Raw genomic sequence first — 17796 nt, 5'->3', positions numbered from 1 at the left:
CACCCTCTTATAGTGTCGGAGGGTGTTTTTATTCTAACTTAGAATAAGTCTTTGAAATCCGTACGCCAGTCATGTGGCGCTTATGCTTTTGTTCTTTTAAGACGTAATCCAACTTTAATTTCGTCCATCATTTTTTCTTTTTCTAGCATGAGTTGTACGGCTTCCAAAAGTGATACCTCTTCAAAGTAAATGGTGGCCATCGGTTGTAATTGGGCAAGATGACATAAGTCAGCCGTTATCACATGGCTGATTTTCGGATACCCTCCTGTAGTTTGACGATCGGCCATTAAAATGATGGGATCACCACTTGGTGGCAACTGAATCGTTCCAAATGTAACCCCTTCTGAAAGCATTTCTACCTCCGCTGTAAGGGAAAGGGAAGGTCCTTCTATTCGGTAGCCCATGCGATCGGCATTAGAAGTGACCTTGAATGGATGATGAAAGAACTCCTCTTTACTCTTCGCCTGTAGATGGTCAAATTCCGTACCTTTTATGACCCGAATCTGCTGGGTTTGTTCTGTATGAATGAGCGGATGATAATTGACCATCCAATGGTTGCCACTATGTTGAATTTCCTTTAATAGATCTTGTTGTGCCTTCCCTAATTTATTACATTCAATAACATCCCCCTTTTGAAGTGCTCTCCCTTTGTATCCACCTATCTCAGCACGTAAATAAGTACTTTTACTTCCCATAATATTTGAGATAGAAAGTCCCCCTGCGAATGAGATATATGCCCGACACCCTTTTTTCGCAGATTTAAAATGTAAGGTCGATCCTTTTTTCACCCAAATCGGTCTCCACATGACAGCTTTCTTTCCGTCCATAGTAGCTTGGAGATCTCCCCCGGTTATGGCAATCACCATGTCCTTTTCAAATTGGATTTTCGTGCCGAATAAGGTGACTTCAAGTACAGCTTCTTCTTCAGAGTTACCAACTAATAAGTTTGCTAGTCTAAGAGAATAACTGTCCATTGCTCCCCCAACTACCACGCCATATTTTTGAAACCCCATTCTACCTAAATCTTGCACGGTTGTGAGTACACCTGGATTTAATATTTTTATAGACATTCACTCATCTCCCTATAGCGGTCAAATTCTTCTTGGGAAATAGACACAAATCGAATCTTATCCCCGGGATGCAATAATGTAGGGGAAGATTTACTTGGGTGGAATAATGAAAGCGGTGTTCGACCGATGATTTGCCATCCACCAGGGGTTTTTAGAGGGTAAATACCAGTCTGCTTCCCTGCGATTCCGACAGACCCTTGCTCAATCGATAAACGGGGGGTTTTTTTTCGAGGGGTGGCAATTATTTCATCCATTCCTCCTAGAAAAGGAAATCCTGGGGCAAATCCAAGCATATATACAAGATATTCCTCTCGTGAATGAATCATAATGACTTCTTCCACTGAAAGATTATGATATTGAGCTACATACTCTAAATCCGGCCCATATTTACCACCGTATAGTACAGGAATATCGATGCATCTTTCTTGTTGATTTGTTTCTATATCTAATTGTTTGATCACTTTCTTCACATAATGACAGACGAATTCATATGGAGTTAAATTCGCGGGGGCATTTTGGCAGACAATAATTGGATGGTAGAAAATTGTCACATTATTGTAAGCGGGAACAGACTCAATAAATCCTGTAAAAGGGTGACAATTCATCCATTCTGATAAGGCATATACCCTCTTTTGAATATTGGGATGTATTCCAATACCAATTTGAACAATCAATGCTGAATCCCCTAATGGTTTAAAAACGGCTTCTGCTAGTAGCTTCTCTTGGTGATCACTCATGTAAAAACCTCCTATTGTTTCATATAACGGTACTGAAGTTCCCTATTTTGGTTTTATAAAAATATTATATAAATCTGAAATGGGAAAAAACAAGTGTATTCTAATTATTATCTGATAATTTTTTATTTGGGTACTATTCGCTAAAAATAATTTATGATAAAATTATTTTATTATTCAAAACTCAATTTCCGTAAATCGGAACAACAGTATGAATGATCATCCTTCTGTTTAATGGGTAAAATATTCTGGTTTATTACATCTGAATAAAGGAACGAACATCTTCAAAAGAGGAGGAATGGCCTTGTATAAAGTCGATTTGAATTGTGATTTAGGAGAAAGCTTTGGGAGATATCGACTTGGGGAAATGAAACAAATACTGAAGTATGTGACATCGGCTAATATTGCCTGTGGATTTCATGCAGGGGATCCTAGTGTCATGAAAGAGACAGTAAAACTTGCACTAGACCATCATGTAAAGATTGGTGCTCACCCGGGGCTCCCTGATTTGAATGGATTTGGAAGAAGAGAAATGAACATTACCCCTAATGAGGCCTATGATATGGTGATTTATCAAATAGGGGCACTTCAAGGTTTTTTATCTGTCCACAATGCAACAATGCAACATGTCAAACCACATGGTGCTCTTTATAATATGGCAGCAAGAGATCCTAAACTAGCAAAGGCGATTGCCCAAGCGGTATATGATGTTTCCCCATCGATCATATTATTCGGTTTGTCTGGAAGTGAATTAACAAAGGCGGGAGAGAAGATTGGACTCCAAACCGCTCATGAAGTATTTGCTGACCGTACGTATCAAGCGGATGGCCGTTTAACGTCCCGCTCACAGCAAGATGCCTTAATAACAGATAAGGAGAAGTCAGTCTTACAAGTAGTGAAAATGGTCAAAGAGGGAAAAGTGATTTCTCAACAGCAGACAGAAGTTCCGCTGAAAGCTGATACAGTTTGTCTTCATGGGGACGGAGAACAAGCACTTTCCTTTGCCCAGTATATTCGAGGGACTCTGGAAAAAAATAGGGTTACAGTTTCTGCATTTCAAGCTTAGAAAGGAGAGCATCATATGAAAAAACAAGAAACTGCAAAGAAAAGTATTAGGAATAATCGGGGCGTTCTATTAGGGGCAGCCTTTTTGATGGCCACCTCTGCTATTGGACCAGGTTTTTTAACGCAAACGACTGTATTCACTCAAGAATTAGCAGCTAGTTTTGCCTTTGTTATTTTAATCGCTTTGCTTTTAGATATTTTTGCTCAAATGAATGTATGGAGAATTATTGCCGTATCAGGTAAGCGAGGGCAAGAGATTGCTAATATGGTGTTACCTGGCTTAGGGATATTTTTAGCTGTTCTGATTGTATTTGGTGGACTCGCCTTTAATATTGGAAATGTCGCGGGTGCAGGCTTAGGGCTCAATGCCATGCTTGGGATCGATCCTGTTTGGGGAGCTGTGATTAGTGCTGCCTTTGCCATTTTTATTTTTGTTGTAAAAGAAGCTGGAAAGGCAATGGACAGAATTGCCCAAATTGCTGGGTTTGTCATGATTATCTTAATGGTGTTTGTCGCCTTTACAACCTCTCCTCCTGTTGGGGAAGCTGTGATCAACGCTATTAAACCAGAAAAAATTAGTATCCTTGCAATAGTAACACTTGTTGGGGGGACAGTGGGTGGCTATATTACATTTGCAGGAGGACACCGCCTTTTAGATGCAGGAATTAAAGGAGTTGAATCCTTACCAGAAGTGACGAAAAGTTCCGTTTCAGGAATTGTAATTGCCACAATTATGCGTCTTGCACTGTTTTTAGCTGTTTTAGGGGTTGTATCCCAAGGTCTACAAATTGATCCTTCTAATCCTCCAGCATCTGTATTCCAATTAGCTGCTGGAAATATTGGGTATAAAATTTTTGGAGTAATTATGTGGGCAGCTGCCATCACATCTGTCGTAGGAGCCGCCTATACCTCTGTCTCCTTTATTCGTACTTTCCACCCTAAATTAGAACAATATCATAATTGGATCATCATTCTGTTTATCTTTATCTCTACATTTATTTTTGCCATTATTGGACGACCTGTTAAAGTGCTGATACTTGCAGGAGCATTAAATGGGTTAATTTTACCAGTCGCATTAGGAACGTTATTAATTGCTGCCTATAAGAAGCAGATTGTCGGAACATATAAGCACCCATTATGGCTTACTATTTCAGGTGGTCTTGTCGTCGTAATCATGGGATATTTGGGAATCATGACTTTATTTGAACAAATTCCTTTATTATTTAAATAGACGACCTTCATTATAAAGGGGGATTTGACATGAAACCGTTTGAAGACATGCATCCGAGTGAAATAAGAAAACAAATACGTGAACAGAAGATTACAGGTACAACTGCCGGGATGGCAAAAGGGTATACACAAGCGAATTTAGTTATTTTGAAAAAGCAAGATGCTTTCGACTTTTTACTATTTTGTCAACGAAACCCAAAACCTTGTCCATTGCTAGATGTAACAGAACCAGGGAATTATCATCCTGTTAAACTAGCGAAGCATGGGGATATTCGTACAGATTTGCCAAAATACAGAATTTACCGAGATGGGGTTCTTATCAAAGAGACGACCCAGATCATCGATGAGTGGGAGGATGATATGGTTGGATTTTTGATTGGGTGCAGCTTTACGTTTGAAGGTTCATTAATCGAAAATGGCATTCCAATTCGACATATAGATGAAAATAGCAATGTCCCAATGTACAAAACGAATATTCTTTGTGAAAAAGCTGGTTTATTTGAAGGGCCACTTGTAGTGAGTATGCGTCCAATGACATATAAGAATGCAATTAGATCGATACAAATTACGAGCCGTTTTCCTTCTGTGCACGGGGCACCGATTCATATTGGTGACCCGAGTGAAATTGGGATAGTAGATTTAAATTCCCCTGATTTTGGTGATGCAGTACCGATGAAAGAAGATGAAATTCCGGTTTTTTGGGCTTGTGGAGTTACGCCACAAGCCGTCGCCTTACAAAGTAAACCAACAATTATGATTACTCATGCTCCGGGCCATATGTTTATTAGCGATGTGAGAGATGAGAATTATAGCATTTTATAAGTTCCTTAGAGAAATGCACCAAACCCATTCTAAAAGGGAAGAATCACGGTGTTTTTCTCTTAAAAATTCACCAATTTAATATGAAATAAAACATGATATTATAAAAAATATTATATTTCGACAAAAAACTATTGTACTTTTCTATATATGCATGGTATTATTAGAAACGTCGTCACATTCTGAAATTTTAATTTCCGATAGTTGACACAGTACATAGTATGAGCCATTAGCTCAGTTGGTAGAGCATCTGACTTTTAATCAGAGGGTCGAAGGTTCGAGTCCTTCATGGCTCACCATTATCTTTTGGCCCGTTGGTCAAGCGGTTAAGACACCGCCCTTTCACGGCGGTAACACGGGTTCGAATCCCGTACGGGTCATGTTCATGATATTTATTGGGATGAACAACAAGTAAACTTTTAGGTCCGGTAGTTCAGCTGGTTAGAATGCCTGCCTGTCACGCAGGAGGTCGCGGGTTCGAGTCCCGTCCGGACCGCCACTCTACTTTCCTTTTTCACTGAGATTCTATGATTCATAGAAAAAGGGAATTTATATAAATGTTGGCTCAGTAGCTCAGTCGGTAGAGCAAAGGACTGAAAATCCTTGTGTCGGCGGTTCGATTCCGTCCTGAGCCACTTCAAAGAAGCATTGCGATGACAAGTCTCTCGTAATGCTTCTTTTTTACTTTCTAGGAAACTATAAAATTTTGAACTGTGAATAAGCCTTTAAAAATATGGTCCATGGCAAGTCTTCAGCATCTATCGGCTTTTTGATTTGTTCTATTACCTTTATATAAAGTAAAGGTTAGCTATATTGTATTTGATTGGAGGCTAGGTCATATTAAAACCTCTTCCTGTTGTTTTTTGTCGGGAAGGGTGTCGATTCGGGTCATTATTTCCTGAGAAATATCGAATAACCCCAAAATTCCCTTGCAAAATTGACAGGACTTTTTTTGTTCCACCCCAACTTAATGGACTAGGTTCTCATCTAAATAATGTTTTACATTATAATAAATGGATCATGATTTAAGACAAAGGAAAAAATAAGTTTAGAAATGAAATTATGTTCAAATGCGATGAAACTGATATACTTATATAAGGGTCTCAATATAAGATTGTGGTTATCAACCAGGCGTTATTAGTAGAAAAAGTAATCCAACTTAAAATGAGAAGCTCGATTAGTCCAGAGTAAAGATCGAATTTTGATTATGTCTATTGCCATATCTTTATCCCTTTTAGACATAGTTTTTTAGAAAAAAGTCATTCGTTAAAAAATGAATATCGTTTAAATATATGAGGATGAATGTACAGATTTTAATAGAAATGAGGAGAGTTTTGTATGGATAAGAAAATTCTTGTGATAGATGATGAAAAGCCGATTGCGGATATTCTTCAATTTAATTTGAAGAAAGAGGGATATGAAGTTCAATGTGCATATGACGGAGATGAGGCATTGCAAGTAGTGGAGGAATTTCAACCAGATATGGTGTTATTAGATATTATGCTTCCAAAGCGGGATGGGATGGAAGTGTGCCGTGAAATCCGAAAAAAATATGAAATGCCTATTATCATGTTAACAGCTAAAGACTCGGAGATTGACAAAGTACTTGGGTTAGAGCTGGGAGCGGATGATTATGTGACAAAACCTTTTAGTACAAGAGAATTAATTGCAAGGGTAAAAGCAAATCTGCGCCGCCATCAACATAATGCCTCCCAAACTGCAGAAGAGGATGAGACGAATGAAATTACAGTTGGTTCTTTAACCATTCATCCAGATGCTTATATTGTTTCAAAACGAGGGGAAATGATTGAATTAACCCATCGGGAGTTTGAGTTATTACATTATTTAGCCAAGCATATTGGACAAGTCATGACAAGGGAACACTTGTTGCAAACAGTTTGGGGCTATGATTATTTTGGAGACGTTCGAACAGTCGACGTAACTGTCCGAAGACTGCGCGAGAAAATTGAAGATAACCCTAGTCATCCGGTATGGATCGTGACTAGAAGAGGTGTTGGCTACTATCTACGTAATCCTGAACAGGAGTAATCTATATGAGAAGATTCAAATTTTTGCGGTCCATTCAATTTAAATTTGTCTTAATATACGTTCTTCTTATATTGTTTGCCTTGCAGACGATTGGCGTATATTTTGTACAAGAACTTGAGCAGAAATTGGTGACAAATTTTAAAACGGCATTAAAAGAACGGGTGAATTTACTCGAATATAATTTGCGTGAAGAAATGGTGAAGGAACGCGATGAAGAATCGCCTACTTTGGAACAGGATATTCGAAGCATTTTAGGCGATTTCGCCGCCCCAGATATTTCTGAGGTTCGTGTGATTGATGGTCGCTATCGAATTATTGGGACGTCTGATGAAAACCGACAAGATATAGTAGGTCAACGGATGACAGAAATTGCGATCAAACGAACGATTGCGGTCGGGGAAGAAGAAGATAAAATATTTATTGATAAAAAGACCCATCATCGAATTTGGGTATATACCTCCCCAATCGTGTACAACAAAGAAGTCATCGGTGTCATTTATGTTGCTGCAAAGGTAGAAAATGTGTTCGGACAAATGAGTGAAATTAATGAAATCTTTATTTCTGCAACGATCATTGCACTTGGGGTAACGGCTGTATTAGGATTTCTAGTTGCTCGTACGATCACAAGACCGATAAGTGACATGAAAAAGCAAGCAGTTGCTATGGGGAAAGGAAATTTCTCTCGAAAAGTTAAGGTGTATGGACAGGATGAAATTGGACAACTCGCTATTTCCTTTAACCATTTGACGAAACAACTACAAGAAGCTCAAGCAACAACAGAAGGAGAACGACGTAAACTTTCCTCTGTTTTATCCTATATGACGGATGGAGTCATTGCGACCGATCGAAAAGGAAGAATTATTTTAATCAATGAACCAGCCGCTAAGCTCTTAAATGTTTCACGTGAAACGCTTATTTCCCAACCAATTTTGCCCGTACTTGGGTTAGAAGAGCATTATAGCTTTGAGGATTTGTTGAATGAACAGGACTCTGTCATTTTGGATTATAGTACGCAAGAAGGCCCTTATATCCTCCGGGCAAATTTTTCGATTCTTCAAAAGGAAACAGGGTTTGTGAATGGACTGATCACAGTGCTTCATGATATTACTGAACAGGAAAAAATCGAAATGGAGCGGCGGGAATTTGTGGCCAATGTTTCTCATGAATTAAGAACTCCATTAACAACGATGCGAAGTTATTTAGAGGCATTAGCAGATGGAGCTTGGAAAGATGAAGAAATCGCTCCCCATTTTCTAAATGTAACGCAAAATGAGACCGAACGAATGATCCGACTTGTGAATGATTTATTACAGTTATCCAAAATGGACAGCAAGGATTATCAATTTCAGAAAACAAAAGTGGATTTCGTGAAGTTTTTCAGTGGAATTATTGAGCGTTTTGAAATGACAAAAGAACAAAATGTAACATTTAAACGAAACCTCCCTCAAAAACCGATTTATGTAAAGATCGATCAGGATAAATTAACACAGGTTCTCGATAATATTATTTCGAATGCGTTAAAATATTCTCCTGAGGGTGGAAAAGTGACCTTTAGTGTAGAGAAGCGCCAACAATTCATTGAAATTAGCGTGAAAGACCAAGGAATGGGAATACCGAAGAAAAATGTAGACCGGATTTTTGAACGATTTTATCGTGTCGATAAAGCCCGCACTCGTAAAATGGGGGGAACGGGCTTAGGTCTTGCCATTGCAAAAGAAATGATTACAGCTCATGGAGGCCAAATTTGGGCAACAAGTATGGAAGGGAAAGGAACAACCATCTATTTTACACTTCCATATGAGCCTTCTGAAGGGGAGGGACGATGATGAAATATGAAAAAATCAAATCAATGCTCCTCACCATTTTAGTCATCATTAGTATTTCACTTACATGGAATATTTGGACGTATCAGCCTAATTATGAGACGATTGATAATGGGTATGTCTATGATGCCCCCATTAGTGAAAGTCGTGATATCTCCAGTTTAATAAAGCCCTATAAAGTGATTTTTCACTTAAATGATGCTCATTATGGAACGGTAAAAGAGCGAGATATCGATGGAATCCTTAGCGAAATCAACAAATGGGGATTTTATAACTTCCGAAATATTACGAATACTTTATCTGAACGGGATTTCCATCGATTGATGACTGAAAGGAGCCAAGTGGAAATCATCTTTCCTACCCCCATTCCGTTACAAACGTATAAAGGGGTATTGAATTTTGAGGATAGAAACCTTCCAAAGGCTCATTTTGATCGAATTGCGATTAATTCTGTTGGGATCAATGAAAACAAAACCGTTGTTTATTTTATTTCCTTAAAAGATCGAACGGTTTTTGAAAGTAATGTGAGTTCTTCAACTTTGGCTAATTTTAAAAATAGGTTCATGAACAAGGCCCATACGTATTCGAAATACATGGATTATAAGGTGCACGATCATTATACGATTTATTTACCTGAAAAAGCACAAACATTAACTAGAAATAAATCGATCCCAAATAGTTTGGACCCTGAAAAATTTAAAGATGCGCTTTTTAATAACCCTTATTATGTAAAAAGGGCGGTCAAAGCGAATGGAGAAGAATATACAGATAGTTATAGTTTGATGCGTGTTAATTATACGAATAATATGATTTTCTATGTGAATCCTGCCCAGGAGATAGAAGCAGAAAAGCAAACTCCTTCAAATGAATTAATTGAGAAAAGTATAAAGTTTGTGAATGAACATGCAGGTTGGTCAGATAAATATCGCCTATTTGATGTGAATCCAGGTGATCCCATTGTTAGCTACCGGTTGTTTATTGAAGGTTATCCAGTTTTTAATGAGGAAGGCATGGCGGAGATTTTACAATTTTGGGGGAAAGAACAGATTTATAAATATGTACGCCCATATTTTATATTGGATACATTTTTGCCAACAGAAGACACGGAAATGGAGTTACCTCCAGGAAGTGAAGTCATTAAGATGGTGGAGAATCAGAAGGGATTTAATCCTAGTATGTTAGAGGACATTACCATAGGTTATAAGCTGATGCATGATCCACAAACTCCAAAAATTCTTGTATTGGAACCAGCTTGGTTTTATAAATACAATGAGAAATGGTTGCCGGTTGTAACGAATGAGGAGATGGGAGGTAACCAAAATGGAATGGGGTAAAACGAAAACCATCTTTATTATCGTTTTTTTGATTTTGGATATTTTCCTGCTAACTGTTTTTATTAAGAAACATAGTGCAAGTCAATTTGAAATTATTACGGAAACATCCATTGAAGATAAACTGAAAGTGGATAATATTGACTACAACAAGACATTGCAAAATGAAGTGGGGAAAGCCCCATTAATTACGGCAAAAACCAAAACATTTACGAAGAAGGAAATAGAACTCTTAAATAGGCAGAAGATCACATTATCCAATGATCAAACGATTTTGTCAGCAAAGTTAGACAAGCCCTATAAATTAAACAAACTAAAAAAAGACGAGATTGAATCTTTTGTGAAAAATTTTGTTTTATATGGGGAGCATTATCAACTTTGGGACTACGATAAAGATTTAAAGAAAATTACTTTATACCAACATTTCAAGGGACATCTTCTTTTCATAAATATAAGTGGACAGCTAACGTTGAAATTATCGGACGATGACGAAATTATTGGGTATGAACAAACCCTCCTAGAAGGCATGGAGGAAAACGGGAAAGAGGAAGTTCTTCCAGCCATTCAAGCAGTGAAAACATTGTATAAGAATGGCATGTTGAAGCCTAATAGTGAAATTTCCGAAGTGGATTTAGGGTATTATACATTAGTTCAATTCACGGAATCACAAGTGTTATCACCTACATGGCATTTTGCGGTGAAATACAAGGGGGACGTGGAGCATTATTTTATTAATGCATTTGATGGTTCTCTTAATCAAAAGGAAAAAGAGTCTTAAATAATGGAGTGAATGTAATGGGAATGCAGTTTAGTGTTCTTGCGAGCGGAAGTACGGGAAATGCAACATTTATTGAAACGGAAGAACACTCCTTTTTAGTCGATGCAGGCTTTAGCGGAAAAAAGATGGAATCTTTGTTTTCACAAATTGACCGGAAAATAAGTGATTTATCAGGAATTTTTGTTACTCATGAACATAGTGACCATATTAAAGGAGTTGGCGTACTCGCTCGGAAATATAAGTTGCCCATTTACGCGAATGAAAAAACTTGGCGGGCGATGGATCGGTTAATTGGGGACGTGCCAACAGAACAGAAATTTATCTTTAATATGGAATCTGTTAAGTCGTTTGGAGATTGTGATATTGAATCATTTGGAGTGTCACATGATGCAGCAGAGCCGATGTTTTATGTGTTCCGTCAGGGAGGAAAAAAATTAGTGCTGATTACCGATACAGGGTATGTAAGTGATCGGATGAAAGGGACGATTCGTGACGCAGATATTTACATATTTGAAAGCAACCATGATGTGCAAATGTTGCGGATGTGTCGATATCCATGGAATATTAAACGCAGAATTTTGAGTGATATTGGACATGTTTCCAATGAAGACGCAGCGATTGCGATGAGTGAGGTCATTGGAGATAATACGAAGCAAATTTATTTAGCTCATTTAAGTTTGGATAATAATATGAAAGATCTAGCAAGAATGAGTGTCTCCCAAACGCTAGAACATAAGGGAATTATCGTTGGTGAACAAGTTGAATTATGTGACACAGATCCCAAAAACCCCACCGCTTTAACAGCTGTTTAACATTTTAATTATCAAAAGAAAAGGAGAAAGAGTTTTTTATTAGGTCTTACTCTTTTTCTTTTTTTATTTATGTAAAAGGATGATTGGGTAACACTAAACAAGAAGGAGTTTTAAGCGCATTAATTGAAAAATTTATCATTCGAGTTATAATTTTTTCTAAGAGAGATTGATTAGAGAAAGGATGGTTGATGTGGGCTATTACGACGGAGATGATAACAGAAATCGAAGCCAAAAGGGAAGTAAAGGTGGGTATGTATTAGCGAGTCTAGTCGGAGTGATTTTGGGTGCGATCCTTGTCATCGTTGTGTTACCGAAAATATTTGGTTATAATCTTTTACCCTATGATGCAAACCCTGATTATAATTTAGAGGAAACGGACAAAGATAAACATCAACAAGTAAAACACGTTAAGCTTGATGTAACAACCGATGTAACAGATGCGGTAGAAAAAGCAAAAGATACCGTAGTCGGAATCTCTAATATGCAATCAGCTAGTTTTTGGGGGGATGAAGGACAGAAAGAAGCAGGTACTGGTTCTGGAGTCATTTACAAAAAAGAGGGAGATAAAGCGTACATAGTGACAAACTTTCATGTCATAGAGGGAGCGGAACAACTGGAAGTTACTTTATCCGATGGAACCAAAATCCCTGCGAAAATTCGCGGTGGAGATATTTGGACCGATTTGGCTGTTCTTGAGGTAGACGGTAAAAAGATTAATAAAATAGCGCAATTTGGCAATTCTGATTCATTAAAGCCTGGAGAACCTGTTATTGCGATTGGAAATCCATTGGGACTAGCCTTTTCTGGGTCAGTAACAAATGGAATTATATCTGGTTTGGAACGGACGATTCCGGTTGATATTAACCGAGATGGAGTGGAAGATTGGCAAGCAGAAGTTATCCAAACAGATGCAGCCATCAATCCTGGTAATAGTGGTGGAGCACTTGTAAATATTGCTGGTCAAGTGGTTGGAATCAATTCAATGAAAATCGCCCAACAAGCTGTCGAGGGGATTGGATTATCTATTCCAATTAATTTTGCCAGACCGATCATTGAGGATTTAGAAAAGTATGGGGAAGTAAAGCGACCTGCTATGGGAGTCACTTTACGAAATGTGAACGAGATCTCAGCCTATCATCAACAAGAAACATTGAAACTTCCTTCTAATGTGAAAGAAGGTGTTATGGTAGAGCAAGTTGTTCCTAATTCACCTGCAGCTCAAGCGGGATTAAAGGAATTAGATGTGATCGTCGGTCTTGATGATCATAAGGTCCAGGATATCATTTCATTACGAAAATATTTATATACGAAGAAAGATGTTGGGGACAGCATTCAAGTGAAGTTTTATCGTGGTGGCAAGCTGAAAGAAGCAACGGTCAAACTAACATCTGAAAAAACGTTATAAGAATAGATGGATAAGCAGAAAAGAAGTAAATTTCCTTTCTGCTTATTTTTTTCTGTTTTTTTGTATGATAAGATGGCGAAGGATAAAAGCGAGCGAATGTATGGGCAAAAGAAATAAATACTTTAAAGAAGGAAGGTGCGTTATGTCATGATTTATTGCTGTGAAGAACATGTGGAATTAGCTATAGATATTGTTGTGGATGAGCATGAAGTGGCCCCAATAATCGAAAAGGTCGAAGAAGGCGGAAATTTATCCACAACCTGTGAATATTGTCGAAATAGAGCCGTATATCTTGTGGGGAACTAATATTCCTATACAGAATGTGGATAGAAAATGTGGATATGTGGATAAGTCCTGTGGATATATTGTTTGTAAAGTGAGGAGAACTTGTGAATATCTCAATCGTAACCGTTGGAAAATTAAAAGAAAAATATTTAAAACAAGGAATCGACGAATATTTAAAAAGATTATCAGCCTATGCCAAAATCAATATCATCGAACTTCCAGATGAAAAAGCCCCAGAAAACCTAAGCGCAGTCGAAATGACCCAAATTAAACAAAAAGAAGGAGCACGCATCCTAGCCAAAATTAGCGACGACACCCACGTCATCGCCCTTGCCATCCAAGGAAAAATGAAAACATCCGAAGAACTAGCAAGCACCCTCGACCAATTGGCCACCTACGGAAAAAGCAAACTCGCCTTTGTGATAGGCGGATCCCTAGGACTAAGCGAAGAAGTCATGAAGCGAGCAAACGAAAGCCTCTCTTTTTCCAAGATGACCTTTCCACACCAGCTGATGAGGCTGATTTTAGTGGAACAAGTGTATCGAGCGTTTCGGATTGTGAGGGGGGAACCGTATCACAAATAGAGGCAAAAAAAGATGTAGATATGGTGGTATTTTGTTGTCGGAAGCGGGTAAGGGTTGGGAAAATGCAACTTCATTATCAGTTTCACGAAACAATAGATGTATCAGTGTAAACGTCTTCGATATATTGATCTCCGTAAAATCGAAATCCAGTTGAACCTGATGAATAGTTCTTGAACGATTCTCCAGTTGTCGTATTGAAATTTTATCTACGAGTAGCTGGAGCAACTGCTTTTTTCCTTCTCTTGAAGAGTGTTGATAGACTTCTAAAAACTTTTCTAATAGAAAGTGAACCAATTCATGTGGTATGACTTTTGCATCAGATGAACTTAGTTGTGTACTGAGTTCATTTTTCTTTTGTTCCAATTGCATTTTTTCTTTCGCAACCTGTTGAAGTCGTTCTTGTAGGATGGCAACAGGGAAAAGGTTTTGTTCAAATGCTTCTAAATACTTTTCTTGAAGCTGTTGTATGTCTATTAGTTTCTTTTCAATTTGTTCTAAATCCCTCTTAAGTACGGAAATGGAGTGAATAGATTGCTTATTTAAAGATTGAATTGTTGAGACGAAGTATTCCTTGTTGGCAAGGAAATTTACAATTCGCTCAAACACTTGATTTTCCGCTTCATATGCTTTGATACCATTAGATCTACAGGCAGATGACCCTTTATTATGGAAGTCAGAACAGACATAATAACGATGTTTTCGTTTTGTCCCATCTTTGCGTGTATAGGTAGTAATAGAAGGAACCATACCTTGCCCACAGTTAGGACAACGAAGAAGACTACTTAATAAAAACGGCTCATTTGATTGGCGTTGCTTAAATGACTTGCTCTTTCTTCTGGCTTGCACCAAATGCCAAAGTTCCTCGGTAATAATGGCTTCGTGTTTGCCATCTACAAGAATAGGATTGGGATTTTTACCTTTCCGTCGCTTTGTATCCCAGTTTTCAACTTTAAGCCAACTGATCTTTCCAACATAAATGGGATTATCTAATATTTGAGCGACCCCATTGATAGAAAAGTATCTGTTTCTTTTTGTCCGAAAGCCATGCTTGTTTAAGTGGTTTGCAATTGCTTTTAATCCTTTTCCTGAAAGGTATAGCTCATAGATAAGTTGTACAACTTTTGCTTCTTTTTCATTGATAACAAGTTCCTTTTTAACAGAATCGTAGCCAAAGCAGACCCCGCCGTTCCAGGACCCTTCCAAAGCACGCTGTTTCATGCCAAGTTTTACATTTTCTGACAGTGTATTGCGTTCCATTTCGGCAATGGAAGCCATTAATTGCACAACAAGTCGGCCGATGGGACTTCCAGTGTCAAAGTTCTCTGAGTAAGAGATAAATTTAACACTATTTTCTTCAAACTTATCCAGCACAGTCAGTGTATCTAACATGTTACGGGATAGCCGAGAGATTTTCCAAACAAGAACGGCATCGAACTCATCTTTCTCCACGTCAACCACCAATTGTTGCATAGCGGGGCGACCTGAAATGTTTTTACCACTGACCCCTTCATCGACATATTCTTTTACCACTTGCCAACCATACAGACCTGCATAATTGCGAAGGGTTTGTAGTTGAGCTGTAATACTGTAACCCTCTGTTGCCTGCTCTTCCGTAGAGACACGACAATAAATTGCGACTCGTTTTATTTCATTCATTAAAATGCCTCCTTTCGATAACAGTGTATAATGGAAAAAGAAAAAGGGAAAGAATGTTCTCTTTCCCAACAGAGAAATTATATTATGACACAAGTTTTGAAATAGAATTTATTTCAAAGTGATAATTGATTTGTTTCACGACCCTTTTCACTCTCTTTTTCCCAAGGGGAACGGTTGTAACTTGAATATCTTGAATGATTTCCTTCAATAGCTCCTTTTTCTTTATATCATCTAATGACTGAAAAAACTGTTCAAAGTTATCTAAAATGTTATTAACAATTAACCCTACATTCAAATTATTTTCTAATTCAATGCTTGATTCCACTCTTTTTAGTTTATCATTGATATCCCTCTCGGAACTTTGTAAATGACTAAGTTGATCGGAAAATGCGTCTTCGTCAATTATCTGTTTGTAAAATAAATCGAATAACTGCTTTTTATTTGTTTGTAATTCCTTTAATCGCTTTTTAAAGAATTTTATTTGCTCATGTTTGGGTTGTATATCTAACTTTAATTGGGAGGATAATTTCGAAGATAGGAATATTCTTATTTCGGTGGCTTTTAATTTCGAGGATAGTTCAGTGAGGACTTTCTGTTCAGCATCGTTTTTATTGATTAAATTTGCTTTACATAAACCTTTATTCTTATTTTGACTGCATTGATAATAAAGATATTTGCCACCTGATGATTTGTGCTGAACCATTGAAGAATTGCATTCTGGACATTTAAGGAAACCAGATAAAAAGTATGAACCCTTATGAATTTTAACAGGCTGATAGCTACGTTTACTATAAGAGCTTTGTGCTTTAAACCATTGCTCTTCACTAATAATTGCGTGGTGTTGCCCTTTGTAAATTTTCCGTTCTTTCCCTTTTTCACCCCATCGTATAAAACCAGCGTAAATAGGGTTGGTTACGATTGATTTTATAGAAAAGATACTCCAACTTCTTGAATTATCTTCATCCGAAGTATAATGGTTATTCAGATAGGAGGCGATTTTTTTATATCCCCATCCATCTACCACATACCTATCAAAAATAAATCTAACAATTTTCGCTTCAGCTTCATTAATTTGAAGCTTCTTTGCAGGTGTAGAAGAATAACCAAACACCCTTCCGCCGTTAAAAAGGCCCTTTTCCGCACGTTCTTTCATTCCATTTTTACAATGGAATAAAATGTTCCGTCGTTCGTTCTCTGCCATTGCAAATAAAACCTGGAGTAAAAGTATAGATCCCTCCGTTTCAGTGTTAATTCCTTCAGAAATACTAACCAAGTAGTGACCCTTTTTGTGGATTTCATCTAATAAACACATTGCTTCTTTCAAATTACGAGCAAACCGATCCAGCTTCCATACAACAATATAGATAGATTCCTTCTCATTAGAAAGAACGTCATGAAGGAGTTGCCTAAATTCAGGTCTTTCTTTTATAGAAGATCCAGAACCTGATCCCTCATTGTAGATTTTCAGTAATTCAAAATTGGCATACTCGCAATGTCTTCTTACTTCCCGATCTTGCTTAGGAATAGAATAGCCATCAAGTTGAATATCTGTACTTACCCTTAAATAACCAACTGCTTTTTTCAAGATACTTTCTCCTTTCTTTCTGTTGTCTTTTGATATTCATCGAGATTGTCGATAATCAAATCCACAAGTAGGTGTAGAAAGTTATTTGCCTTTATTTTTTGTTTATCTTTTTCGCCAAAAATCAGTTCTTTATAATGGGTGTCGAAGTCAAAGATATAGTTGTTTTGCAAATGAATCTTCCTTTCTTTCGGGGTTTTGTTTCGGGGATAGTGCGTCGTCAAAGAGGTTATGACATTTACAGCTCAGATTATAGGAGTCTATGAAAAAAAGTAAATAGCAAATGTGTCTGAGGTTTCGCTTGCTAAAGTATTAAAGTAAGGACGAGCCGATAATAAACTAACATTATTCACTTTCAGCATAAAAACAAAAAGACTGCATTACTTAGATATACAAAAAATCACAATAGGTAGTTAAGCAAGAGGGCGTACTCCTCCCCTTGAAACAAATACACCTATTGAATTGTTCATGTATCTAAGTAAAACAGTCTATAATCTATCAAAATATGTTATATAAAAATTTCTATAAACTATAATAAGAAATATTTTGCCTAATGTCAATAGTTAATTGAGT

16 protein-coding genes and 4 tRNA genes are annotated in these 17796 nt (G+C 37.5%); 15 read left to right on the top strand and 5 right to left on the bottom strand.

Annotated features, from left to right (window positions below; genetic code table 11):
* Positions 1 to 80: 80 nt before the first annotated feature.
* Positions 81 to 1070 carry a 5-oxoprolinase subunit C family protein gene (locus J2S13_RS08920; protein WP_307257390.1) on the bottom strand — a complete coding sequence of 330 codons (990 nt, stop codon included), beginning with the start codon at positions 1068 to 1070 and terminating at the stop codon, positions 81 to 83.
* Complete coding sequence (pxpB, locus tag J2S13_RS08915; RefSeq protein ID WP_307257389.1) at positions 1061 to 1807, bottom strand: 5-oxoprolinase subunit PxpB; 747 nt, start codon at positions 1805 to 1807, stop codon at positions 1061 to 1063. The genes J2S13_RS08920 and pxpB overlap by 10 nt, the downstream gene beginning before the upstream one ends.
* Positions 1808 to 2108: 301 nt before the next feature.
* Between pxpB and J2S13_RS08910 the strand changes: the two genes are divergently transcribed.
* From J2S13_RS08910 to rlmH, 15 genes are all read left to right on the top strand, one after another.
* Positions 2109 to 2870: a LamB/YcsF family protein gene (locus J2S13_RS08910; RefSeq protein WP_307257388.1), complete on the top strand. Its 762-nt coding sequence runs from the start codon at positions 2109 to 2111 to the stop codon at positions 2868 to 2870.
* 15 nt (positions 2871 to 2885) lie between these two features.
* On the top strand, positions 2886 to 4100 hold the full coding sequence (locus J2S13_RS08905; protein ID WP_307257387.1) for an NRAMP family divalent metal transporter: 1215 nt from the start codon (positions 2886 to 2888) through the stop codon (positions 4098 to 4100).
* A gap of 29 nt (positions 4101 to 4129) precedes the next feature.
* Entirely contained in the window at positions 4130 to 4921 is a 792-nt protein-coding gene (locus J2S13_RS08900; protein WP_370874004.1) for a putative hydro-lyase, read from the top strand.
* Between the two features lie 220 nt (positions 4922 to 5141).
* A tRNA-Lys gene (locus J2S13_RS08895) sits at positions 5142 to 5217 on the top strand.
* 9 nt (positions 5218 to 5226) lie between these two features.
* A tRNA-Glu gene (locus tag J2S13_RS08890) sits at positions 5227 to 5298 on the top strand.
* 42 nt (positions 5299 to 5340) lie between these two features.
* A tRNA-Asp gene (locus J2S13_RS08885) sits at positions 5341 to 5417 on the top strand.
* A 63-nt stretch (positions 5418 to 5480) separates the two neighbouring features.
* Positions 5481 to 5553, top strand: a tRNA-Phe gene (locus tag J2S13_RS08880).
* A 703-nt stretch (positions 5554 to 6256) separates the two neighbouring features.
* Entirely contained in the window at positions 6257 to 6967 is a 711-nt protein-coding gene (gene yycF / locus J2S13_RS08875; RefSeq protein WP_307257385.1) for a response regulator YycF, read from the top strand.
* Positions 6968 to 6972: 5 nt separating this feature from the next.
* Positions 6973 to 8793: a cell wall metabolism sensor histidine kinase WalK gene (walK, locus tag J2S13_RS08870; protein WP_307257384.1), complete on the top strand. Its 1821-nt coding sequence runs from the start codon at positions 6973 to 6975 to the stop codon at positions 8791 to 8793.
* Entirely contained in the window at positions 8793 to 10124 is a 1332-nt protein-coding gene (locus J2S13_RS08865) for a YycH family regulatory protein (RefSeq protein ID WP_307257383.1), read from the top strand. The genes walK and J2S13_RS08865 overlap by 1 nt, the downstream gene beginning before the upstream one ends.
* A complete protein-coding gene (locus J2S13_RS08860; RefSeq protein WP_307257382.1) occupies positions 10111 to 10899 on the top strand; it encodes a two-component system regulatory protein YycI in 789 nt (262 codons plus the stop codon). Before J2S13_RS08865 ends, J2S13_RS08860 begins: the two co-directional genes overlap by 14 nt.
* Positions 10900 to 10916: 17 nt before the next feature.
* Positions 10917 to 11711: an exodeoxyribonuclease YycJ gene (gene yycJ, locus J2S13_RS08855; protein ID WP_307257381.1), complete on the top strand. Its 795-nt coding sequence runs from the start codon at positions 10917 to 10919 to the stop codon at positions 11709 to 11711.
* 190 nt (positions 11712 to 11901) lie between these two features.
* Positions 11902 to 13116, top strand: a complete 1215-nt coding sequence (locus J2S13_RS08850; protein WP_307257380.1) for a S1C family serine protease — start codon at positions 11902 to 11904, stop codon at positions 13114 to 13116.
* Between the two features lie 147 nt (positions 13117 to 13263).
* A complete protein-coding gene (locus J2S13_RS08845; RefSeq protein ID WP_307257379.1) occupies positions 13264 to 13422 on the top strand; it encodes a CxxH/CxxC protein in 159 nt (52 codons plus the stop codon).
* A gap of 83 nt (positions 13423 to 13505) precedes the next feature.
* Positions 13506 to 13985, top strand: a complete 480-nt coding sequence (rlmH, locus tag J2S13_RS08840) for a 23S rRNA (pseudouridine(1915)-N(3))-methyltransferase RlmH (RefSeq protein ID WP_307257378.1) — start codon at positions 13506 to 13508, stop codon at positions 13983 to 13985.
* Here the strand turns inward: rlmH and J2S13_RS08835 are convergent.
* From J2S13_RS08835 to J2S13_RS08825, 3 genes are all read right to left on the bottom strand, one after another.
* Positions 13926 to 15641 carry a recombinase family protein gene (locus tag J2S13_RS08835; RefSeq protein WP_307257377.1) on the bottom strand — a complete coding sequence of 572 codons (1716 nt, stop codon included), beginning with the start codon at positions 15639 to 15641 and terminating at the stop codon, positions 13926 to 13928. The two genes, rlmH and J2S13_RS08835, sit on opposite strands and share 60 nt — an antisense overlap.
* Positions 15642 to 15723: 82 nt before the next feature.
* Positions 15724 to 17226, bottom strand: a complete 1503-nt coding sequence (locus J2S13_RS08830; RefSeq protein WP_307257376.1) for a recombinase family protein — start codon at positions 17224 to 17226, stop codon at positions 15724 to 15726.
* On the bottom strand, positions 17223 to 17396 hold the full coding sequence (locus tag J2S13_RS08825; RefSeq protein ID WP_205180075.1) for a hypothetical protein: 174 nt from the start codon (positions 17394 to 17396) through the stop codon (positions 17223 to 17225). Before J2S13_RS08825 ends, J2S13_RS08830 begins: the two co-directional genes overlap by 4 nt.
* Between the last annotated feature and the right edge of the window lie 400 nt (positions 17397 to 17796).

The sequence above is a fragment of the Oikeobacillus pervagus genome, assembly GCF_030813365.1.
GTDB lineage: Bacteria > Bacillota > Bacilli > Bacillales > DSM-23947 > Oikeobacillus > Oikeobacillus pervagus.
This window is presented reverse-complemented; position numbering and strand designations above follow the sequence as displayed.